This window comes from Pediococcus sp. M21F004 (assembly GCF_051122535.1).
Taxonomy (GTDB): Bacteria; Bacillota; Bacilli; order Lactobacillales; family Lactobacillaceae; genus Pediococcus; species Pediococcus inopinatus.
In genome coordinates, this window is record NZ_CP177314.1 from 1,742,152 (window position 1) to 1,760,538 (window position 18,387).

Genomic DNA, 18,387 nt, shown 5'->3' on the forward strand with positions numbered 1-18,387 from the left:
AGGAGTGTACTAACATGAAAAAAGGAATTCATCCAGATTATCACGAAGTCGTATTTCAGGATTCAACAACTGGTTTTAAATTTATTTCCGGTTCAACGAAGACAACCGACGAAACAATCACAATGGACGATGGTAAAGAATACCCATTAGTTCGTGTTGAAATTTCATCTGACTCACACCCATTCTACACAGGTCGTCAGAAGTTCAACCAAGTCGATGGTACTGTCGATCGTTTCAACAAGAAATACGGTCTTACAGACGACAACAAATAAGTTTTTTAAAAAGTTTGATCCGCAGCAATGCCGGGTTGAACTTTTTTATTATCTAAAATAAAAGCCAGTCTATCTAGAAGCCACCAAAATTTTGGTGGTTAAAAGATAAACTGGTTTTTTAGTTTGTCCTTGCATGTCGATCGGAATGGGTATTTATTTGAACTAAGATAAAATTTAAGGCGACTAGCACAGAAGTTGAGATAAACACTGATCTGTAATCGAAAGCGCCAGAAACAGCGGAGCCAATTAGTGGACCGGACATGTTGCCAAGAGCCTGAAAGGATTGGTTCCAGCTGAAAACGCGGCCGGTTACTTCAGCGGGAGATCGTTTAGAAAGAATGGCTTGAACAGCTGGTAACATTGCACCGTCAGAGATTCCCACCATAAAGCGGAAGAAAGCTAACAACCAAACGGTGTGCACAAACGCCATGGGGATATACATACAAATCGCAAAAATAAAGCCAATTGATAAAATCTTTTCAGTTCCGATTCGATCTCCAATTTCGCCCAAACGAGGTGCAGAGAATAAGGTCGCGATGCCGGGAATGGCTGCTACCACGCCGGCAATTAACGTAACCGGGCCGATGTTATGCATTAATTGGCGGACATACAAACTTAAAATGGGAGTAATCGAATTATTGGATGCTTGAATGATCATGGTGGTTATAAACATGCCAAATACGATTTTAGGATTTTGTAATTTACCAATGACTTCCCTGGTAGACAACGCTTTGGCACGTTGTACCGGATGGAAGTGTTCATGGACAAAAAAATAACTGAGAAAAAAGACAATTAGTAAAAGACCACCTGTAATAAAGAAGGTTACTCTGTACGAGAAAAACTCAGCTAAGGCACCACCAAGCAGCGGACCAATCAGGTTTCCACTGACATAGCCAGTCGAAAGGGTTCCTAGTGCTAGGCCACTTTTTTCTTTCGGAGTTTCCGTGGCAAGAAGTGCATTGGAGTTACTAATATATCCGGAAAAAACACCTTGAAGCATCCGCAACGCAATCAATTGCCAGATATTTTGCACAAGGCCCATTGCACCGAGGACGATTGCCATTCCTAAGGAGGCCCGGAGGATCATTAGCTTTCGTCCCTTAGAATCGGCTAACCTTCCCCAGATTGGTGAAACTAAAGCGGTAACTAAATAAGTTGCAGAATATGTAATACCACTGTAAAATGTAAGTTGTTGCTTACTAAATTGGCCAAGAGTGTCGACATATAATGACAGGAAGGGCATAACTTCACTAAAAGCCATTCCGGCCATAAAGGTGCCAAACCAAAGGACAATTAGATTTTGTTCCCATGGCGCACGCTTTTTTGAAAAGAAACCTTGTATTTTGGAAATCAAAATCAGACGACCTTTCTAAAATTAAATTAGACCAATAAAAACTATATTTATTAGAATACCACTATTTGATTGATGAGGAGACGCACATGTCTAAAAAGAATAACAGAGTAAAAAAATGGTTAGCCACAATCCTAGTTCTTCTTTTATTAGTTTTGAGTTTGGCATTGATTTTTAATGCGCAAATTAAAAATTGGTTGGTTGGTTCGTATAAGCCCCAGGTTACCCAACAAACAATTGTGAAAAATAAAAAGAAGAAAGCCAGCTATGATTTTCAAAGTGTTAAGTCGCTGGACTTTCAAACGGTAGCTAAGGCACGCGCTAATGCTTCAAAATTGGACGTAGTGGGCGAAATAAGTATTCCCCAGGTAAAACTAAACCTACCCATAACAAATGGTGTAACGAACGAAAATTTAGCATTAACAGCGGCTACCTTAAAAGCCAACATGAAAATGGGGCAAGGCAACTATGCGTTAGCTGGGCACCATATGGTTCGTAAGGATGTTTTATTTAGTCCTTTGTATTGGAAGATGCGGCCCGGGATGATGATTTATGTGACAGATCTTAAACGGATTTATAGTTATAAAGCCACTGAACGAAAGTTTATTGCGGCCACGCGGGTGGATGTCATTGAAGATGTCCCAAACAAAAAATTGATTACCCTCATTACCTGTGATGCTACTGGGGCCAATCGATTGATGATCCGCGGTAAATACGAAGGTTCCGTTGCATACAAAAAAGCTCCGAAAAAAATTCAACAGAGCTTTGCAAAAAACTTCAATAACAAGTAAATTTCTTCAAATCTAACCAAAAAAGATCCGACAAATGTCGGGTCTTTTATTTATTTTGGTTGGTTAAAAAAGTGACCCACTGATCAATACCTGCAGAGATTTGTTGATAAGCCGCTTCAAATTTATGCGTATACCAGGGATCTGGGACATCAGAATCTTTGTTTTGGGAAGCAACAGACATGAACAGGTTAATCTTTGCGTGGGATGCGGCAGGTGCCAAAGTCTTAAGATCTGAAACATTTTGATGATCCATGCCAATGATCAGATCGAATTTTTGAAAATCACTAGCAGAAACTGGACGAGAAACCAAATTCTCGGTGGGAATGTGATGCTTTTTCAAGACCGCCAGAGTTTGCGGGTGGGGACGATTACCTTCTTCCCAATCGCTTGTGCCTGCCGAATCGACGAGAAACTGTTCATTTAAGTTGGCCTGGATAATTCTTTGGCGAAATAGTGCTTCAGCCATGGGTGAACGGCAAATATTACCAAGACAAACAAATAAAATTTTTTTCATAAAATCACCTAATCCTAAAAGTTTTTAAATTACTTACCTAATGCTTTATAAAGCGGCGGCGGTCTGGTATCATCAAGGTATCAAATTGTAGAGGAGAATTCACATGACAGGGATAACAATCGCAGTCGTTGTGGTCCTTTTAATTGGATTGTATATTTTATTATATAACAATCTGGTAAAGGCCAGAACTTATACACAAGAATCATGGAGCCAAATTAATGTCCAACTTAAACGACGGAATGATCTGATTCCCAATTTAGTTTCAACTGTTCAAGGGTATGCTTCATATGAAAAAAGCACCTTTACGAAAGTGGTTGAATTACGTAATCAATTGGTGGCTGCAACAGACAAGCCACAAACAACGGATGCAGAACGACTACAAACCATGCAGTTGTCTGATCAATTGAGCGGTCAGTTAAAGAGTGTGTTCGCCTTATCTGAAAATTATCCAGATTTGAAGGCAAGTGCCGAGTTTACAAAGTTAATGGAAGAATTGACGAATACAGAAAATAAGATCGCTTATTCACGGCAATTGTTCAATTCAAGCGTGGCTAGTTACAACATGAAGCTACAAACTTTCCCAAGTAATTTGGTTGCTGGAATGACAAGTTTTAAAGCTGCCACATACTTACAAGTGCCTGAGGAAGAAACCAAGACACCAGATGTATCGTTTAAAAAGTACGAAGATTTATAGAATCTGTAGGCTGACAGGGAGTGATTAACAATGCTGTTTCAACAAATTGCACGTAATAAGCGGCGAACCGTTTATGTCATGGTGGGATTTAGTTTATTGGTCCTCTTAATTGGTGGTGCATTGGGGTATGTATTTTTTAATAGTGCTACCTCAGGCCTAATCATGGCGGCCGTGATTGCAATCGTTTATATGGGACTCATGATTTCACAATCAACGTCAGTCGTCATGCGGATGAATCACGCCCACGAGGTTAGCGAAGATGAGCAACCGGAACTTTGGCACATTGTTGAAGATATGGCTTTAGTTGGTAAAGTTCCAATGCCAAAAGTTTATATAATTGATGATGCAAGTCCGAATGCTTTTGCAACTGGTAACGATCCTAAACATGCTGCGGTTGCGGTGACAAGCGGCATTATGCAGCGGTTAAACCGAGAAGAAATGGAAGGCGTTTTAGGCCACGAAATTTCTCATATTCGAAATTATGACATTCGGTTACAAACCATTGCATTGGCACTATCTGCAGCCATTTCGATGCTGGTAAATATTGGGATGCATTCGTTTTGGTGGGGTGGTGGCAACCGGCGACGAAGCAATAACAACAATTCAGAAGGTGGCAACATGCAGATTGTGTTACTAATTGTTTCAATATTGTTGATTATTTTGGGACCGTTAGCTGCGTCGATTGCCCAGATGGCATTGTCCCGGAATCGGGAATATTTAGCCGATGCTTCAAGCGTGGAACTTACGCGAAATCCGCAAGGCCTGATTACAGCATTAGAAAAAATTTCTTCAAGTGATCCCATGAAAGAAGCAGACCCGACTAGCGCGGCTTTGTACATTTCGGATCCTTTAAAGAAGAAAAAGGGTTTCTCTCATTTGTTTGATACGCATCCACCAATTGAGGAACGAATTGAAAGACTTGAAAATATGTAAGTTCTTTAACAAATTTGGGCGTATAATAATAACTTGAACAGATAATTTAGTGAAAGTGAGCTATTAAGATCATGCGGGATGATTTCGTATATATCCACTTGGAGCCTATCGCAAACTTGATATATTCAAGAGGACTAAGTGTTGAAGACTTCTTACGTGGCATTCCAAGAATACCAACGCATATTTTGGTGTTAAACACGCCAATTAACGATAATTTAAGTATTGATCCGCATACCCAACTAAATACAGTTAGCGGGACTTTTAATATCCGCAAATATCTAACTAACCCTAAAGCAGAGCATATTAGTTGGCTAGATTATTCTCGTTCAGATGGATTAGACGAATTACTACCAGAAGAAATTGCGGAGTTGCTGTTTTTGGGACATATGCATACCCATTACACCACACCATTTTCTTATAAATTGCAGAATGATTTTGCTTTTCTTTCGTTGGGAAGTAAACATCTAAAGGTTTACTATCGAAAACTGAAGAGCTTTTATCCTGTCCTCAATGGATCATTAATTCGGCATACACGGCAAGCATTTAACGAACGTAGGATGTTTAGAAGGTTTGATAACTTTGCGGATATCCCTCAATCAATGTTGCGGCAGTTGACCCCAATTCTAAGTAGCGGAATTATTTTTGCGTTTGACCAAGCTTTTGAGCAAGAAAAACAATATCGGGTGCCAATTTTGATGGCTGAAGAAAACGGCCAATCACCAATTTATCGCAGTCGGACTTCGCTATATAATAAGGCAAAACAAGTGGCGGTCCTTCGCTATAATATGGTGAGTGGGCATTGGCATTTAGTCATTACCGATTCACACGCATTTGAGGATGATCAATTTTATTAAAGATTGACTTAATGTCTGTGTTTTAAAATAAATTTACAACTTCGGATTAAGATGCGAGCCTGGATAACAGACTTGTTGTCTTAATTCTTTTTATTAAAATGAGCAAGAAAATAGCCAAAAAACGGTATGTGGTATAATTTAAAGGTTCTAAATTTAAAAACAATTAGGAGTATGGATAAAATGAAAATGCAGTTGACAGAGATTGCCAATGCGATTGGAATTGAAGATGTACCTGAAACTTGGGCGGCAATTACGATTGCAAACGTAGAGTTTGATAGCCGCAAGGTACGGCCAAATTCACTATTTATTCCATTACAGGGTCAGCGTGACGGTCATGAATTTGTGGATACTGCCATAAAAAATGGGTCGGTTGCGACATTATGGGCTAAAGATCATGAAGATGTACCTAGCGATTATCCAGCTTTAGTTGTGGACGATCCACTAACGGCATTACAAAAATTAGCAGTTTATTATTTGAAAAAAATTAATCCAAAAGTCGTGGCAATTACTGGAAGCAATGGAAAAACTACGACAAAAGACATGACCGCGTCTCTATTAGAAACTGAGTATAATGTGGTTAAAACACAGGCTAACTTTAACAATGGGATTGGGGTTCCGATCACGTTATTAAATATGAATGCCAATACAGAAGTTGTGGTTGTTGAAATGGGTATGGATCATCCTGGACAATTAGACTTCTTAAGCAAAATGGTTCAGCCCGATACAGTTGTGATTACAATGATCGGGGAGGCGCATATTGAATTTTTTGGCACCCGCGATAAAATTGCTGATGCGAAACTAGAAATTACTGATGGCTTAAAAGAAGACGGTTTGTTTATTTACAATGGTGACGAGCCTCTTTTAAGAGAACGTAGTAAGCAAGTGGAGCAGCAACAATATACGTTTGGAGAAAGTGCGGCTGATGATCTTTTTGCTAGCAATATTCAGTGGGCAAAGGATCATACAGACTTTGAGATTAATTTAGTGCCAGGGAAAACGTATCGAATTCCAATGATTGGTAAGTATAACGTGATGAATGCTTTGGCGGCCATCGCGGTAGCTAAGGCTTACCATGTGGATCCATCTAAAATTGGGGATGCGTTAAGTAATTTTCAAATTACGCATAACCGGACTGAATGGGTTCAAGGCAGTGCTGGCGAAGCAATTTTGAGTGATGTGTATAATTCTAATCCTACAGCCGCTAAGGAAGTTTTAGATTCTTTCAGCCGTACGGAAACATCAGGTTCACGGATGGCTGTTTTGGGAGATATGTTGGAATTAGGCGAACAATCTGATGCCATGCATATTAGTTTATCTGATCATTTGGATCCTAAACTAATTTCTCAGGTTTACTTGGTGGGAAACCACATGAAGGCTTTGGAGAAAGTCTTAAAAGCTAAGTATCCAAATGAGCAGATTCATTGGTACTCAGTTGAACAAGAAGATCAGTTAATTGCGGATCTGCATGCAAAATTAACCAATAAAGATGAAATCCTGATAAAAGGGAGCCACGGGATTCATCTTGAGAAAGTCTTGGCAGGCTTGAGGGACTCATAAAGGAAGCGGTATAAGCAAATCAGAGCAATTGGTCTGGTTTGCTTATTTATATGCGCGGGTGTATGATATTAGGGTTATGTTTATAAGTTTATAGTAGCGACTTCGCAGAATTGCAAGATAAAAGAACGGATTTTCTTTTGGATTCTGACAGAAGCGCTTCACGATATCACTAGGAGGAAATTTATTTGAAGTTTACAGATTTTGAGTTATCGGATGAGTTGCAAAAAACCATCGCAGAAAGTGGTTTTACGGAACCAACCCCGATTCAAGCTCAGACAATTCCCCATGTTTTAGCTGGCAAAGATATTATTGGTCAGGCTCAAACAGGAACGGGAAAAACAGCCGCATTTGGCTTACCTATTTTAGAGCACGTTGATGTGAATAACCCTAATGTGCAAGCATTAGTGGTTTCACCAACTCGTGAACTTGCCATTCAAACACAAGAAGAACTTTACCGTTTAGGTAGAGAAAAACATGTTAAAGTGCAAGTTGTATATGGTGGTGCCGATATTCGTCGTCAAATCAAGAATTTGAAGAGTCATCCTCAAATTATTGTTGGGACACCTGGTCGTTTGTTAGATCATATTCGTCGTCACACAATTAAGTTGGAAAATGTTCAAACATTAGTTTTGGATGAAGCTGATGATATGTTAGATATGGGATTCTTGCCTGATATCGAATCTATCATTTCAGAAACACCATCTAGTCGTCAGACTTTATTGTTCTCAGCAACAATGCCACCAGCTATGAAAAAAATTGGTGTGAAGTTCATGACAGATCCAGAGCAAATCACAGTTAAATCAAAAGAATTAACTACTGATTTAGTGGATCAATACTATATTAAATCAAAAGAATTTGAAAAATTTGATATGTTGACTCGCATTTTGGATGTTCAAACACCCAAATTAGCTTTGGTGTTTGGACGTACAAAGCGTCGTGTTGATGAAGTTTCCCGTGGATTAGAAGCTCGTGGCTACAATGCTGCCGGGATTCATGGTGATCTTACTCAACAACGTCGTTCAAGTATTTTACAAAAATTCCGAAATGGTCAAGTTAGCATTTTAGTTGCTACTGATGTTGCAGCTCGTGGACTTGATATTTCTGGAGTTACCCATGTTTATAACTATGATATTCCACAAGATCCTGACAGTTATGTCCATCGAATTGGCCGTACAGGTCGTGCTGGAGCACATGGTGTTTCCGTTACATTTGTAACCCCATGGGAAATGGATTATCTTCGTGATGTTGAAAAGCTTACTAAGAAGCGTTTGCTTCCTCTTAAGCCGCCAACAGATGCTGAAGCTTTCCAAGGTCGTGTGACAATTGCTGAAAAAGCTATTGATGATCTTGTTAAGGGCACAAAAGAAGACCAATTCAGTGACCAAACAAAGGAATTACTTGAAAAGTACACTCCTGAACAATTAGCTGCAGCCTTACTTAACAGTGAGACTAAGACTGATTCAAGCCAAGTTAAGGTGAAAATCACTCCTGAACGACCATTGCCAAACCATAAGGGCGGCAAGGGTCATAATGGTGGCGGTCATCGTGGCGGTGGTTACCGTGGTAACAATAAGCGTCGCAGCAATAGCAGTAGTAGCTATCGTGGCGGACGTGGTGATAGCCGCGACAGCCGTGGCAAGTCATCTGATCGTGGTCACAGTAACTACAAGAAGAATAATAGTAGCAGTAATGGTAGCAATAACGGTGGAAATCGTCATTCTTCATCGAATCGCAAATTTACCATTCGCGAACATAATTAGAAATTAATAAAAGAGACGATTGCTTAGACATTTGGTCACAAATGTTTGGTAATCGTCTTTTTTGCTATAATCTAAAAGGTCAAAATGAAAAAAACTCATCTTATTTTGAGAAAGATGAGTTTTACTTTCTATGGTTTCCGCCTTACACTTAAAAAGGTTTAATATTACGGAAGAATGAAAACTTTTGTGGATGGAAAGTTTTCTGTTAACATGTAGTAAACTTCACCTTGGAGATGAGCCTATGATCTATGGAACGGGAATTGACCTAACTGAAATTGACCGTGTGATAAAAGTTCAGACGCAGCACCCCAAATTTGCCAAACGTGTATTAACACCCAAAGAACAAAAAATCTATCAAAAATATTCTGGTGTTCGTGCCCATGAATTTTTGGCAGGTCGTTTTTCAGCCAAGGAATCATACAGTAAAGCTTTTGGCACGGGCCTTGGTTCGGGAGTTGGTTTTCAAGATATTGAGATCCTGGATGAACCTTCTGGGCGTCCTAGAGTAACTGAACAACCCTTTAATGGCATTGCGCATGTTTCCATTACGCATACAAAACAATATGTAATGACCCAGGTAATCTTAGAAAAGGAAGGATAATCGTTCTTATGAATGCAGGCACACATCGACCAACAATTATTGAAGTGGACGCACAAGCCATTCGCGAAAATATTCATCACGAAATAAAACGTCTGCATCAAGGTAACGACTTGTTTGCGGTAATCAAGGCCAATGGTTATGGACATGGCTTGATTGAAGTTGCTCATTTTGTAGTAGAAGCTGGTGCAACAGGTTTTTGTGTCGCTATTTTAGATGAAGCATTGGAATTGAGATCAGCCGGATTTTCACAACCGATTTTGATATTAGGAATTGTGGAGCCACAATACGCCCAGCTATTAGCTGATAATAAAATATCAGTAGCTGTGGGCAGTTTGGCCTGGCTTGAAGAGGCAACAAAAGTTTTGCAAAGTGATCAGCCGCTCCGGGTTCATCTAGCATTGGACACGGGAATGGGCAGAATCGGATTTCAAGATCGAGACGAATTAAAACCCGCAATTGATTATCTACAGGCACATTCAGAGCAGCTTTTGTTTGAAGGAATCTTTACCCATTTTTCAACGGCTGATGAGTTAGACGACCGCTATTTCAAACTGCAACTTTCACGGTTCAACGAGTTTATGTCCGTTGTCCCTAAGCGCCCACGTTATGTGCATGTGGCTAATTCTGCGACGAGTTTATGGCATCAGGTTTGCGAAGGCAATATGATTCGGTTTGGGATTGCGCTTTATGGGCTAAACCCATCTGGAGAAGCGATTCCGTCACCTTACGTATTAAAACCAGCGATGGCTGTCAGTTCGGAGCTAGTGTTTACTAAGCGGTTAAAAAAAGGCCGGTCAGTTGGATATGGTGCTACTTACACTGCTCAAGAAGATGAATGGATTGGCACAGTTCCGATTGGATATGCTGATGGTTATCCACGTAATCTGCAAGGGTTCCATGTTCTGGTTGATGGTCAATTCTGTGAAATTGTTGGCCGGGTTTGTATGGATCAACTGATGATTCGGTTGCCCCGTGAATATGCGGTGGGTAGCAAGGTTGTGTTAGTTGGTAAAAGTGGAGATCAAGAAATTAAAATGGAAGAAGTTGCGGAAGCTGCCCATACCATTAGTTATGAGATTGTGTGTGGATTTTCTGCACGAATTCCACGAATCTATCTTCATAATCAAAAATCTTAACAAATTTGTTACCATTTACCATCAAAACGTGATATAGTAATGGTAATTCACGGATAAAGACGGGAGTTTTGATCATGGAAAATAATCTGCAAAAAATGGTTGTAACTAATAATGATGTAACAGTGAGTCACTTACAAGCTTATTGTGATTTATTTGGTGTGAGTCAGGATGAAGTTTCCGATGAAATGGTAAAAAGTTATTTTACAAATCACCAATTTGATCTTATTCAACAGCTAATTGAAGGCTATGCAACGATGGCTAATTTGAATGAGCAGATTGTACAAGATTTTCAAGCTTGTGATGACGAGTGCTCTAACGAATTTTTGAGAAATTAAATAGGGGTGACAAACGTAATGAGTGAAGCCAACGTTAAACGTGGCGACATTTTTTATGCTGACTTGTCTCCTGTAGTTGGGTCTGAACAGGGTGGCATGCGCCCTGTTCTAATTGTTCAAAACAATATCGGTAATCACTATAGTCCTACTGTGATTGTGGCAGCTATTACTGCTAAAATACAAAAACCAAAAATGCCAACTCATGTTGGAATTACAGCTGCAGAGACAGGCGTTGAACGAAATTCAGTTATTTTGCTGGAACAGATTCGGACAATTGATAAACAACGGCTTAAGGATCAAGTCGGACAATTGACCACCAGCAAAATGCTAGAGGTAGATGCAGCCTTAAAGGTTAGTGTCGGACTAGCCGAAAACGTTCAACATACATAGGAATTGTTGAAATAGCACATAATAAGAAAAGGGCAGCGCCGATTAGTCGGTGGTTGCCTTTTTCTTTTGGAGGAATTTGATGATGCAAATCAAGTTGGAAAGAATTTATACCAAACCGGCAGATTTAGGTGGCTATCGGGTGCTGGTAGATCGGCTGTGGCCAAGAGGAATTTCTAAAGTTAACGCTCAGTTAGATTGGTGGGTAAAAGAAATAGGACCAAGTACCGACCTGAGGAAATGGTTCGGACATGATCCCGAAAAGTTTACTGAATTCACAAAAAAATATGTAGCGGAACTCAACAGTTCCGAATTTACTAGGGGATTTCTGGATAAGATCAAGGAACAACTGAAAACTCAAGACGTTATTTTTCTTTATGGGGCTAAAGATGAAACGCACAACCAAGCAATCGTGTTAAAGGCCTACATTGAAGAAAAATTTCAGGTTTAGTCGAAAAAATAAGCCATTTGGTAGTCAGCTACAAAAATACCATTAATGAAAAATTCGTCTTTTAGGATTCCCTCTGTTTCAAAACCATGTTTTTGATAAAAATGGATTGCACCAGGATTAGTTCCTAACGCTCTGAGATGGATTTTATGAACGCCAGATTTCTGGGCAAACTTTTTGAAATGCTCCAGTAATTGACTACCAATACCATCTGATTGATAGTCTGGTGATACGCCGATTCCGAAAGTCCAGGTATATTTGGATGCGGGTTTTGAAGTGGCAGGATGATATTCAATCGAACCAACTGGCAGGTCATTAACGAGTGCCACAATGGTATTTTCACTGGAATGATCCTGCAAATAACTTTGAGGAGTTGGATAGTCAATTACGACGGGGGTATTATTTGAATTCCAAATTTTGTTTTCAATTTTATAAAGTGATTCGGCATCAGATTGACAAAATGGCCGGATCATCAGTGCGTTTTTCATAGGAGCCTCCTGATTTAGTGATGATTTTATGATATCATAAAAAGGTTCGTGGTTCGCAATTATCCCACACAAAAAAACTAAGGAGGTATTTCTATTGAGTAATCATCAAACGAAATCCTGGATTATCAATGCGATGGTAGCTGCATTGTATATTGTTTTATCGCTACTAGTTGGTGTTTTTGGATTAGCTTCTAATGCAATTCAATTTCGGATTTCTGAAGGCTTGAATCATTTAGTAGTCTTTAACAAGAAATATATTTGGGGAATCGTGGCAGGAGTATTGTTGTTTAATGCATTTGGTCCCGGAAATTCAATTCCAAATGTTATTTTTGGAACAGGCCAAACATTACTAGCTTTGTTGATTGTGGCGTATCTGAGCCCCAAATTACCAAAGACTTGGCAAAAGATGGCTTTAAATACTGTCTTATTCACGGTTTCGATGTGCTTAGTCGCATTGGAGTTAAAGCTGACACTAAACCTACCGTTTTGGTGGACTTACTTCACAACGGCTGTTTCAGAGCTCATCATCATGACCATTACAGCTCCAATTATGTATTATCTAGATAAATTCGTGCATTTTAGTCAACGGATTGAGGATAAATAAGCGCAAAAAAAACGGGTCTCTGTCAAACTGTATTGGTAGAGATTTTTGAAGGCATGTTCACTTCGGTGAATGTGCTTTTTGTTTACTCATGAATTAAACTGATACGAATGAAGAAGTTATGAATATTTCGAAAACCAAAACAGCTACGCTTTAATACCTTGATTTTGCGATTAAGTCCTTCAATAGGACCGTTAGAATACGGATAACGACAACTGTTGAGCACTGCTGAGCCGTTCTTAACGAAGGTTGAAATGGTGACGTCCATTTGATTACCAGCTACTTGGTAGTTGGTAATCAAATTTTTAAATCCCGTGGCATTCTTTTGGTGGATAGCAGTTAGAATGCCTTGATAAGTTTGATACACAGTTTTGAATTCTGGAAATTCATCTAAGGCAAGGTCGATGGCGTTCTGTTGGGTCATATACTCGTTAATGCCTCGTAAATAGATAAGCTTAGTGTCATTGATTTTCTCTTCTGCCAAATGAAATAAACGCCATTGAGATTTAAGGATGCGGTAAATGCGTGAATGCTTATCTTGAAAAGTACGGATAATGCGTGTACGTACATTGTCTAGTGCACGACCAGCAAGCTGAATAATGTGGAAACGGTCAATAATCGTGACAGCGTTCGGGAATAAACGATGAATAAAGCTGGCATATTCGGCGTTCATATCAATAGTAATTGTTTGAACTTTCGCACGTTCTTGAACTGAATAACGAGCTTCAAAGTAATCAATGATATCCTTACTGAGACGATCTTCGAGGGTCACAATGCGGCGATGACTAACGGCATCGCAACAGTTAAAGGACATTAGATGATTACAGGAACGAAATTCATCGAAACAAAGATTTGGTGGAAGTTGCTTAACACGGTAAGCCAAGTGAATATTTGCATTTAAAATACGTTGCACACTACTTGGTGAAATGCCACAAATTTTAGCGATTTCTTTACTGGTCAGCATGTCACGAGCTAGCACAATGACCTGATGTTTAACATTGTGGGTAAAAGTTTCATTACGTCTAACGAGGTTAGTTTTAGCTCCACAGGTTTTTAAACAATGTTGGCATTGATATCTTTGTCTTCTTAGCTGCAGTTCATAACGTCCGCCTGATAAGGTTCCCAACCTTAGATGACTAACGTGGGTACCGTTTTTAATTAGACTTTTATGGCCACAATGGGGACATTTCACAAGCTGATAAGAAAGGTTGGCGTGAACGACATGAATTCGTTGTCCATTCGGGCAACGTTTCTTGGTAACACCAGTTACGGTTATATTTGGGTCTGTCATTTCAAACAAGCTTAAGATAGAATTAGTTAGGGACATCTGTTTTTCCTCTTTTCGATTTTGTTTGGCGATTAAATCGTAGCACAAAGAGGACAGATGTCCTTTTAATTTTCAAAATAAAAACTGGTATCAGTTATTCACCAATACCAGAAAGTGTAGACCCAAAAAAACGATGGCCTTTAACTGGCGATCGTTTTTTTAAACCCTTAGATATGATCATAGGATTGTAAATCTTCAATTTCAGGGACTCGGAATTCTTTACGTTCAAGATTATCCACGATCCGATCGAGCTTCTTCTTACCAACATCAGAAGGGAGCGTAAAGAGGGTCCGATGAACCAGCTCACCACCCTGAGCGTCCAATGACATTACACTGGAGATTGACGTATATTTAGTGATGATTTTAGCCATTGAGGCTAAGTCGCCACGTTCACCAATTGAAACTACGGTCAAGACGTAACTACCGACATTTACGTTCCATGATTGAGATAACATGTCTAATAGTCGCGCATGGGTCAAAATACCGTAGAAATGATTGTTATCATCTAAAACAGTAATATATGGTAAATCTTTAATGGAGAAGAAAACGTTAAAAAATGCTGAGTTAACGGAAATAAATTTCGTAGCATTTTTTAATAAGGTTGTCACGGGAAGGCTCATATCACCACCTCGTGATTTATGACGATAAATGTGCATTTTGTAAATGTTTCCGCGGAATAACTGACCTGTTTCATCTAAGATAGGTACACAACGAAAGCCAGAATCCTCAAGAATTTTTAATGCTTCTTCCAAAGTCGCGTCTTCACGCACGGTGGTTAAACGTTCCTTTGGTTTAACAAGTGATTTTAAGAGCATATAACATCCCTCCAACTGAATAAAAGTAGTCTTCACAAACTTAATAATAGCATGTTTTCAAAAAGAGTGCGATAAAATAATGAGAACTCTCATTAATCTATCGCATTCTTTGTAATTATTCAATTAAAAGACGATGACTGGTGTTCCCAGTGCAACGAGTTTATAAACTTTTGGCATCACAGATGGGGGTGTATTAATACAGCCATTTGAACCATGAGTTTTATACCAGGTTCCCCCAAAAGTTGGTTGCCATGAGGCATCGTGAATCCCAATTCCGGTATCATCAATTGGCATCCAGTAGCTAACTTTAGTTGCATACGATGAGCCGTCAAGTTCGTTACCTTTTAGAGTGGCATTTCGTTTCTTCGCCCAAACGGACCAAACACCGGTTGTGGTAGTTTGCTTTGGTGGCAAGCCTGTTACAACGTTTGTTTTTAGTTTGAGTTTGCCGTCAACGTAGATAAACATTTTTTGATTGGTTTTATCAACTTCAACATAGGTGTTTCCGATAATCTGTTTCTTAGTGTTATAGCCAGTTCCTTGAATCACAGGAGTCCGTTCAAAATTCTTACCCTTGAGAATTTCTTTTGTGAGGGCAGCTGTTTCATCGTCTAGCTTGATACTCCAGCCAAAGAGACCACCACTGACTTTCACGGTCCCCCGAAGCGTACTCTTAAATGTTTTTGTTTTTCCATAAGTTTTGTATTTATTATCAAGTTTTGTGACATATGCTTTTACAAGCGATTGATTCAGAGAAACCTGATTATTGTTATAGGTGATCCATTTTGCAAGCTCGGTTTTAGGAATCGTAACCGTATAACCACCAATGTGATAGACCGCCTTTTCGTTAGCGATTGCCTGAGCCAACTTAGCGTCGCTAGCAACTTTGGTTGAAGAACTAGTTGGTTCAGTCTTGTAGACTGTGGAGTTAAGATTCAAGCTAATTTTTCCATTATTGAGAGCTTTTTTGAGGCTGGCTGCTAACTTAGTTGCATCAATTTGGTTACCTTGAGTGGCTTTTGTGGTGGTTACCTTACCGTTACGCAACTTAAGCGTGGCCGGTTTGGCAGCCGTTCGATTTTGATTTAGTTTAGCAGCTTCGGTTGCAACCAATTTATTAAACTCGCTGCTATTTGTCGTCGTGTTGGTAAATTTTGTTGTTTTGTTGGCTTCCACGCTACCTACAAGGTGGAGGGGCCAAGCCCAACTATTTTGGTTCTTTAAGGCTGACTTTAGGGAAGGAGATTGAAACTTGAGTCCCGTTTGATTTGTGTTAAAACTGGTTAAAGTCTTACCGTTTTGGGTAATGGAAAATTTCCGGTTGGTCAGCTTGTTAGTGATTAGTGAAGTTGCTTGCTTGGTCGTTTTATTTCCTACATTGACGCCCGCAATCTTGGTGTTTGGTAGGAAACGATTATTGCTGGCGAAGTGGTAACTGCCAATGCCATAAATGATGGCCAATAAAACAACGAAAAGGCCAAGAAAACGCCATGAATGTTTTGCTTGATGTCTCATTCTATTCTCCTCATTTCTAATTTATACATACATAACTCAAGATACCAAAAAAGTGATAAGACCGCAATAGCTATTTTAAACTGCCAAAGCTCTCAGCTGAAATTTTTTGGAAACAAAAAAAATCGACAATTCGCTAAAAGAAACTTCGCGAATTGTCGATTTTCGGATTTAATGTTAAGTCTAACTTTATTTCTCTAAGTTAGCCAAACCATCTGTCAAAACTTGTTTCAAAGTCTTAGCAGAATCTGCCATCTTTTGTTTTTCATCAGCGTTTAATGGTGATTCGATAACACGTACCAAACCAGAACCATTAATAACAGCTGGTGTACCGATGTAAATGTCTTTCAAACCATCATATTGGCCGTCCATGTAAGCACCAACAGGGAGAACAGCATTTTCATCACGTAAGATTGCTTTTGAGATCCGTGTTAAAGCAGTTGCAACACCATAGAATGTTGCGCCTTTTTTGTTGATGATTTCGTAAGCTTTGTTACGAACATCGTCTTCAATTTTAGCAAGATCGTCGGCTGTAACGCCTTCTTCTTTAGCAATTTCAAGCAATGGTTTTGTACCGATTGTAGCAGCTGAGTAACCAGCAAATTCGGAATCACCATGTTCGCCTAAGATGTAAGCATCAACGGAAGCAGGTGAAACATCGAATTTCTTACCAAGAGCCACGCGTAAACGAGCGGTATCCAATGAAATTCCTGAGCCGATAACCTTTTCCTTAGGGAATCCTGAGAATTTCCATGTAGCGTAAGTTAAGATATCAACTGGGTTAGCAGCAACCAAGAAAATACCATCGAAACCTGAGTCAACAACTGGTTTAACGATTGTTGATAAGATCTTCAAGTTCTTGTTTACAAGGTCTAAACGAGTTTCGCCAGGTTTTTGAGGTGCGCCGGCTGTGATAACAACTAAGTCAGCATCCTTGCAATCTGAGTATTCGCCAGAATAGATCTTCTTTGGTGAAGTAAATGGGGTTGCGTCTTCAAGGTCAAGTGCATCTCCTTGAGTACGATCCTTAATTACATCCACAATGACAAATTCTTCGGCAATTCCTTGTTGAGCCATAGCAAATGCAAAACTAGAACCAACAGCGCCGTCGCCGACTAAAACAACTTTTTGATGATTTGGTGTATTAGACAATATAGTAACATCCTTTCAATTTATGATTTCAGCTACCAGTATACCACGTTACCCTTTAACTTCGCATTGCCTAATTTAAATTTTTATAAAAACATTGAGAATTGATTGGGTTTCAATTTTTTGATTTAAAAATTTATTTTGGAATTTTTAACTGATATTAAGAAGCCAAAACTGCAACGGATAGGGGAATATGCTACAATTGGGTAATTGTTAAACGGAAAGCTGAACAGATTAATTCTGTTCGGCCATTTTGCATGTTTCAGGCAAAAATAATGGGAGAGTAAATACAAGATGAAAATGATTGTTGGTTTGGGAAATATTGGCACAAAATATGATGGCACACGACATAATACTGGGTTTATGGTTGTGGACGAGTTTGCCCGGATTCACCAGGCACCCTTTTCTAAGCATCAAATGGAAGCAAGCCTTGCAACTACTGTCATTAATGGGGAAAAAGTTTTATTAGTTAAACCTTCAACTTATATGAATGACTCTGGAAGAGCTGTTCGGCCTTTACTGGATTATTATAAAATTGACATTGCTGATTTGATTGTTGTTTACGATGATATGGATTTGCCAGTCGGTAAAATTCGGTTTCGAAAAAAGGGAGCAGCTGGCGGCCATAATGGCATAAAAAGTTTAATTTCTCATTTAAAGACTCAAGATTTTGATCGCCTAAAAGTTGGGACAGATCATCCCCAAAAAACAACGGTTGTGAATTATGTGCTGAGCAAATTTACGGCTACCCAGCAACCCTTGTTTGATGAAAGTGTTGATCACAGTATTAGCGGCTTAGAAGACTGGGTAAACGGCATGTCGATTGCAGATTTAATGAACAAATATAATTAAGGCGTAAAAG

Annotated in this window: 21 protein-coding genes and 1 riboswitch; of the genes, 14 read left to right on the plus strand and 7 right to left on the minus strand. The window is 39.3% G+C overall.

The genetic code is table 11. The features are described 5' to 3' along the window. The first annotated feature begins 14 nt into the window (after positions 1-14). Positions 15-272, plus strand: coding sequence for a type B 50S ribosomal protein L31 (locus ACLHK8_RS08675; protein ID WP_057773253.1), 258 nt, complete (start codon positions 15-17; stop codon positions 270-272). Positions 273-390: 118 nt separating this feature from the next. On the opposite strand, the gene ACLHK8_RS08680 is transcribed toward ACLHK8_RS08675, so the two are convergent. Then, on the minus strand, positions 391-1,623 hold the full coding sequence (locus ACLHK8_RS08680; protein ID WP_406827454.1) for a multidrug efflux MFS transporter: 1,233 nt from the start codon (positions 1,621-1,623) through the stop codon (positions 391-393). An 89-nt stretch (positions 1,624-1,712) separates the two neighbouring features. On the opposite strand from ACLHK8_RS08680, the gene ACLHK8_RS08685 reads away from it, so the two are divergent. Further along, positions 1,713-2,414, plus strand: coding sequence for a class A sortase (locus ACLHK8_RS08685; protein WP_063698435.1), 702 nt, complete (start codon positions 1,713-1,715; stop codon positions 2,412-2,414). A 46-nt stretch (positions 2,415-2,460) separates the two neighbouring features. Here ACLHK8_RS08685 and ACLHK8_RS08690 read toward each other — a convergent pair whose 3' ends face one another. Then, positions 2,461-2,928 (minus strand): low molecular weight protein-tyrosine-phosphatase, encoded by a 468-nt coding sequence (locus ACLHK8_RS08690; RefSeq protein ID WP_063698432.1) that lies wholly within the window; start codon positions 2,926-2,928, stop codon positions 2,461-2,463. A gap of 103 nt (positions 2,929-3,031) precedes the next feature. Between ACLHK8_RS08690 and ACLHK8_RS08695 the strand changes: the two genes are divergently transcribed. The 10 genes from ACLHK8_RS08695 to ACLHK8_RS08740 all read left to right on the plus strand — a co-directional run bounded on the left by ACLHK8_RS08695 (position 3,032) and on the right by ACLHK8_RS08740 (position 11,636). Then, the gene (locus ACLHK8_RS08695) at positions 3,032-3,622 is read left to right on the plus strand and encodes a LemA family protein (RefSeq protein ID WP_063698430.1); all 591 of its coding nucleotides are present in this window, start codon (positions 3,032-3,034) and stop codon (positions 3,620-3,622) included. A 30-nt stretch (positions 3,623-3,652) separates the two neighbouring features. After that, complete coding sequence (htpX, locus tag ACLHK8_RS08700; RefSeq protein ID WP_063698428.1) at positions 3,653-4,555, plus strand: zinc metalloprotease HtpX; 903 nt, start codon at positions 3,653-3,655, stop codon at positions 4,553-4,555. Positions 4,556-4,671: 116 nt separating this feature from the next. Continuing rightward, complete coding sequence (locus tag ACLHK8_RS08705; protein ID WP_231908617.1) at positions 4,672-5,409, plus strand: hypothetical protein; 738 nt, start codon at positions 4,672-4,674, stop codon at positions 5,407-5,409. A 180-nt stretch (positions 5,410-5,589) separates the two neighbouring features. Then, complete coding sequence (locus tag ACLHK8_RS08710; RefSeq protein WP_063698426.1) at positions 5,590-6,966, plus strand: UDP-N-acetylmuramoyl-tripeptide--D-alanyl-D-alanine ligase; 1,377 nt, start codon at positions 5,590-5,592, stop codon at positions 6,964-6,966. 185 nt (positions 6,967-7,151) lie between these two features. Further along, complete coding sequence (locus ACLHK8_RS08715; RefSeq protein WP_057775407.1) at positions 7,152-8,726, plus strand: DEAD/DEAH box helicase; 1,575 nt, start codon at positions 7,152-7,154, stop codon at positions 8,724-8,726. A gap of 241 nt (positions 8,727-8,967) precedes the next feature. After that, entirely contained in the window at positions 8,968-9,327 is a 360-nt protein-coding gene (gene acpS / locus ACLHK8_RS08720; protein ID WP_063698424.1) for a holo-ACP synthase, read from the plus strand. A gap of 8 nt (positions 9,328-9,335) precedes the next feature. Next, positions 9,336-10,463 carry an alanine racemase gene (alr, locus tag ACLHK8_RS08725; RefSeq protein WP_063698422.1) on the plus strand — a complete coding sequence of 376 codons (1,128 nt, stop codon included), beginning with the start codon at positions 9,336-9,338 and terminating at the stop codon, positions 10,461-10,463. 74 nt (positions 10,464-10,537) lie between these two features. Next, a complete protein-coding gene (locus tag ACLHK8_RS08730; RefSeq protein ID WP_057774308.1) occupies positions 10,538-10,798 on the plus strand; it encodes a hypothetical protein in 261 nt (86 codons plus the stop codon). An 18-nt stretch (positions 10,799-10,816) separates the two neighbouring features. After that, positions 10,817-11,188: a type II toxin-antitoxin system PemK/MazF family toxin gene (locus ACLHK8_RS08735; RefSeq protein ID WP_063698420.1), complete on the plus strand. Its 372-nt coding sequence runs from the start codon at positions 10,817-10,819 to the stop codon at positions 11,186-11,188. A gap of 82 nt (positions 11,189-11,270) precedes the next feature. After that, positions 11,271-11,636, plus strand: coding sequence for a DUF488 domain-containing protein (locus ACLHK8_RS08740; RefSeq protein WP_434520495.1), 366 nt, complete (start codon positions 11,271-11,273; stop codon positions 11,634-11,636). On the opposite strand, the gene ACLHK8_RS08745 is transcribed toward ACLHK8_RS08740, so the two are convergent. Beyond that, the gene (locus ACLHK8_RS08745) at positions 11,633-12,121 is read right to left on the minus strand and encodes a GNAT family N-acetyltransferase (RefSeq protein ID WP_057774314.1); all 489 of its coding nucleotides are present in this window, start codon (positions 12,119-12,121) and stop codon (positions 11,633-11,635) included. The two genes, ACLHK8_RS08740 and ACLHK8_RS08745, sit on opposite strands and share 4 nt — an antisense overlap. A gap of 42 nt (positions 12,122-12,163) precedes the next feature. Continuing rightward, positions 12,164-12,208: riboswitch (PreQ1 riboswitch) on the plus strand. 7 nt (positions 12,209-12,215) lie between these two features. On the opposite strand from ACLHK8_RS08745, the gene ACLHK8_RS08750 reads away from it, so the two are divergent. Further along, a complete protein-coding gene (locus ACLHK8_RS08750; protein ID WP_434520308.1) occupies positions 12,216-12,725 on the plus strand; it encodes a QueT transporter family protein in 510 nt (169 codons plus the stop codon). 82 nt (positions 12,726-12,807) lie between these two features. Here ACLHK8_RS08750 and ACLHK8_RS08755 read toward each other — a convergent pair whose 3' ends face one another. From ACLHK8_RS08755 to ACLHK8_RS08770, 4 genes are all read right to left on the minus strand, one after another. Then, positions 12,808-14,097 carry an ISL3 family transposase gene (locus tag ACLHK8_RS08755; RefSeq protein WP_434520309.1) on the minus strand — a complete coding sequence of 430 codons (1,290 nt, stop codon included), beginning with the start codon at positions 14,095-14,097 and terminating at the stop codon, positions 12,808-12,810. A 119-nt stretch (positions 14,098-14,216) separates the two neighbouring features. Next, positions 14,217-14,864 carry a cyclic di-AMP binding protein CbpA gene (cbpA, locus tag ACLHK8_RS08760; protein WP_063698415.1) on the minus strand — a complete coding sequence of 216 codons (648 nt, stop codon included), beginning with the start codon at positions 14,862-14,864 and terminating at the stop codon, positions 14,217-14,219. Between the two features lie 123 nt (positions 14,865-14,987). Beyond that, positions 14,988-16,379 carry a L,D-transpeptidase family protein gene (locus ACLHK8_RS08765; protein ID WP_434520310.1) on the minus strand — a complete coding sequence of 464 codons (1,392 nt, stop codon included), beginning with the start codon at positions 16,377-16,379 and terminating at the stop codon, positions 14,988-14,990. A gap of 186 nt (positions 16,380-16,565) precedes the next feature. Further along, the gene (locus tag ACLHK8_RS08770) at positions 16,566-17,528 is read right to left on the minus strand and encodes an L-lactate dehydrogenase (RefSeq protein ID WP_057774324.1); all 963 of its coding nucleotides are present in this window, start codon (positions 17,526-17,528) and stop codon (positions 16,566-16,568) included. Between the two features lie 291 nt (positions 17,529-17,819). Here ACLHK8_RS08770 and pth point away from each other — a divergent pair, with 291 nt between their 5' ends. Beyond that, positions 17,820-18,377: an aminoacyl-tRNA hydrolase gene (gene pth, locus ACLHK8_RS08775; RefSeq protein WP_434520311.1), complete on the plus strand. Its 558-nt coding sequence runs from the start codon at positions 17,820-17,822 to the stop codon at positions 18,375-18,377. Positions 18,378-18,387 lie beyond the last annotated feature (10 nt).

Coding starts and splice junctions, on each gene's coding strand:
- ACLHK8_RS08690 (WP_063698432.1), bottom strand. CDS start 2,928: ATGAAAAAAATTTTATTTGTTTGTCTTGGTAATATTTGCCGTTCACCC.
- pth (WP_434520311.1), top strand. CDS start 17,820: ATGAAAATGATTGTTGGTTTGGGAAATATTGGCACAAAATATGATGGC.
- cbpA (WP_063698415.1), bottom strand. CDS start 14,864: ATGCTCTTAAAATCACTTGTTAAACCAAAGGAACGTTTAACCACCGTG.
- ACLHK8_RS08710 (WP_063698426.1), top strand. CDS start 5,590: ATGAAAATGCAGTTGACAGAGATTGCCAATGCGATTGGAATTGAAGAT.
- ACLHK8_RS08740 (WP_434520495.1), top strand. CDS start 11,271: ATGCAAATCAAGTTGGAAAGAATTTATACCAAACCGGCAGATTTAGGT.
- ACLHK8_RS08675 (WP_057773253.1), top strand. CDS start 15: ATGAAAAAAGGAATTCATCCAGATTATCACGAAGTCGTATTTCAGGAT.
- ACLHK8_RS08730 (WP_057774308.1), top strand. CDS start 10,538: ATGGAAAATAATCTGCAAAAAATGGTTGTAACTAATAATGATGTAACA.
- ACLHK8_RS08735 (WP_063698420.1), top strand. CDS start 10,817: ATGAGTGAAGCCAACGTTAAACGTGGCGACATTTTTTATGCTGACTTG.
- htpX (WP_063698428.1), top strand. CDS start 3,653: ATGCTGTTTCAACAAATTGCACGTAATAAGCGGCGAACCGTTTATGTC.
- acpS (WP_063698424.1), top strand. CDS start 8,968: ATGATCTATGGAACGGGAATTGACCTAACTGAAATTGACCGTGTGATA.
- ACLHK8_RS08745 (WP_057774314.1), bottom strand. CDS start 12,121: ATGAAAAACGCACTGATGATCCGGCCATTTTGTCAATCTGATGCCGAA.
- ACLHK8_RS08765 (WP_434520310.1), bottom strand. CDS start 16,379: ATGAGACATCAAGCAAAACATTCATGGCGTTTTCTTGGCCTTTTCGTT.
- ACLHK8_RS08695 (WP_063698430.1), top strand. CDS start 3,032: ATGACAGGGATAACAATCGCAGTCGTTGTGGTCCTTTTAATTGGATTG.
- ACLHK8_RS08685 (WP_063698435.1), top strand. CDS start 1,713: ATGTCTAAAAAGAATAACAGAGTAAAAAAATGGTTAGCCACAATCCTA.
- alr (WP_063698422.1), top strand. CDS start 9,336: ATGAATGCAGGCACACATCGACCAACAATTATTGAAGTGGACGCACAA.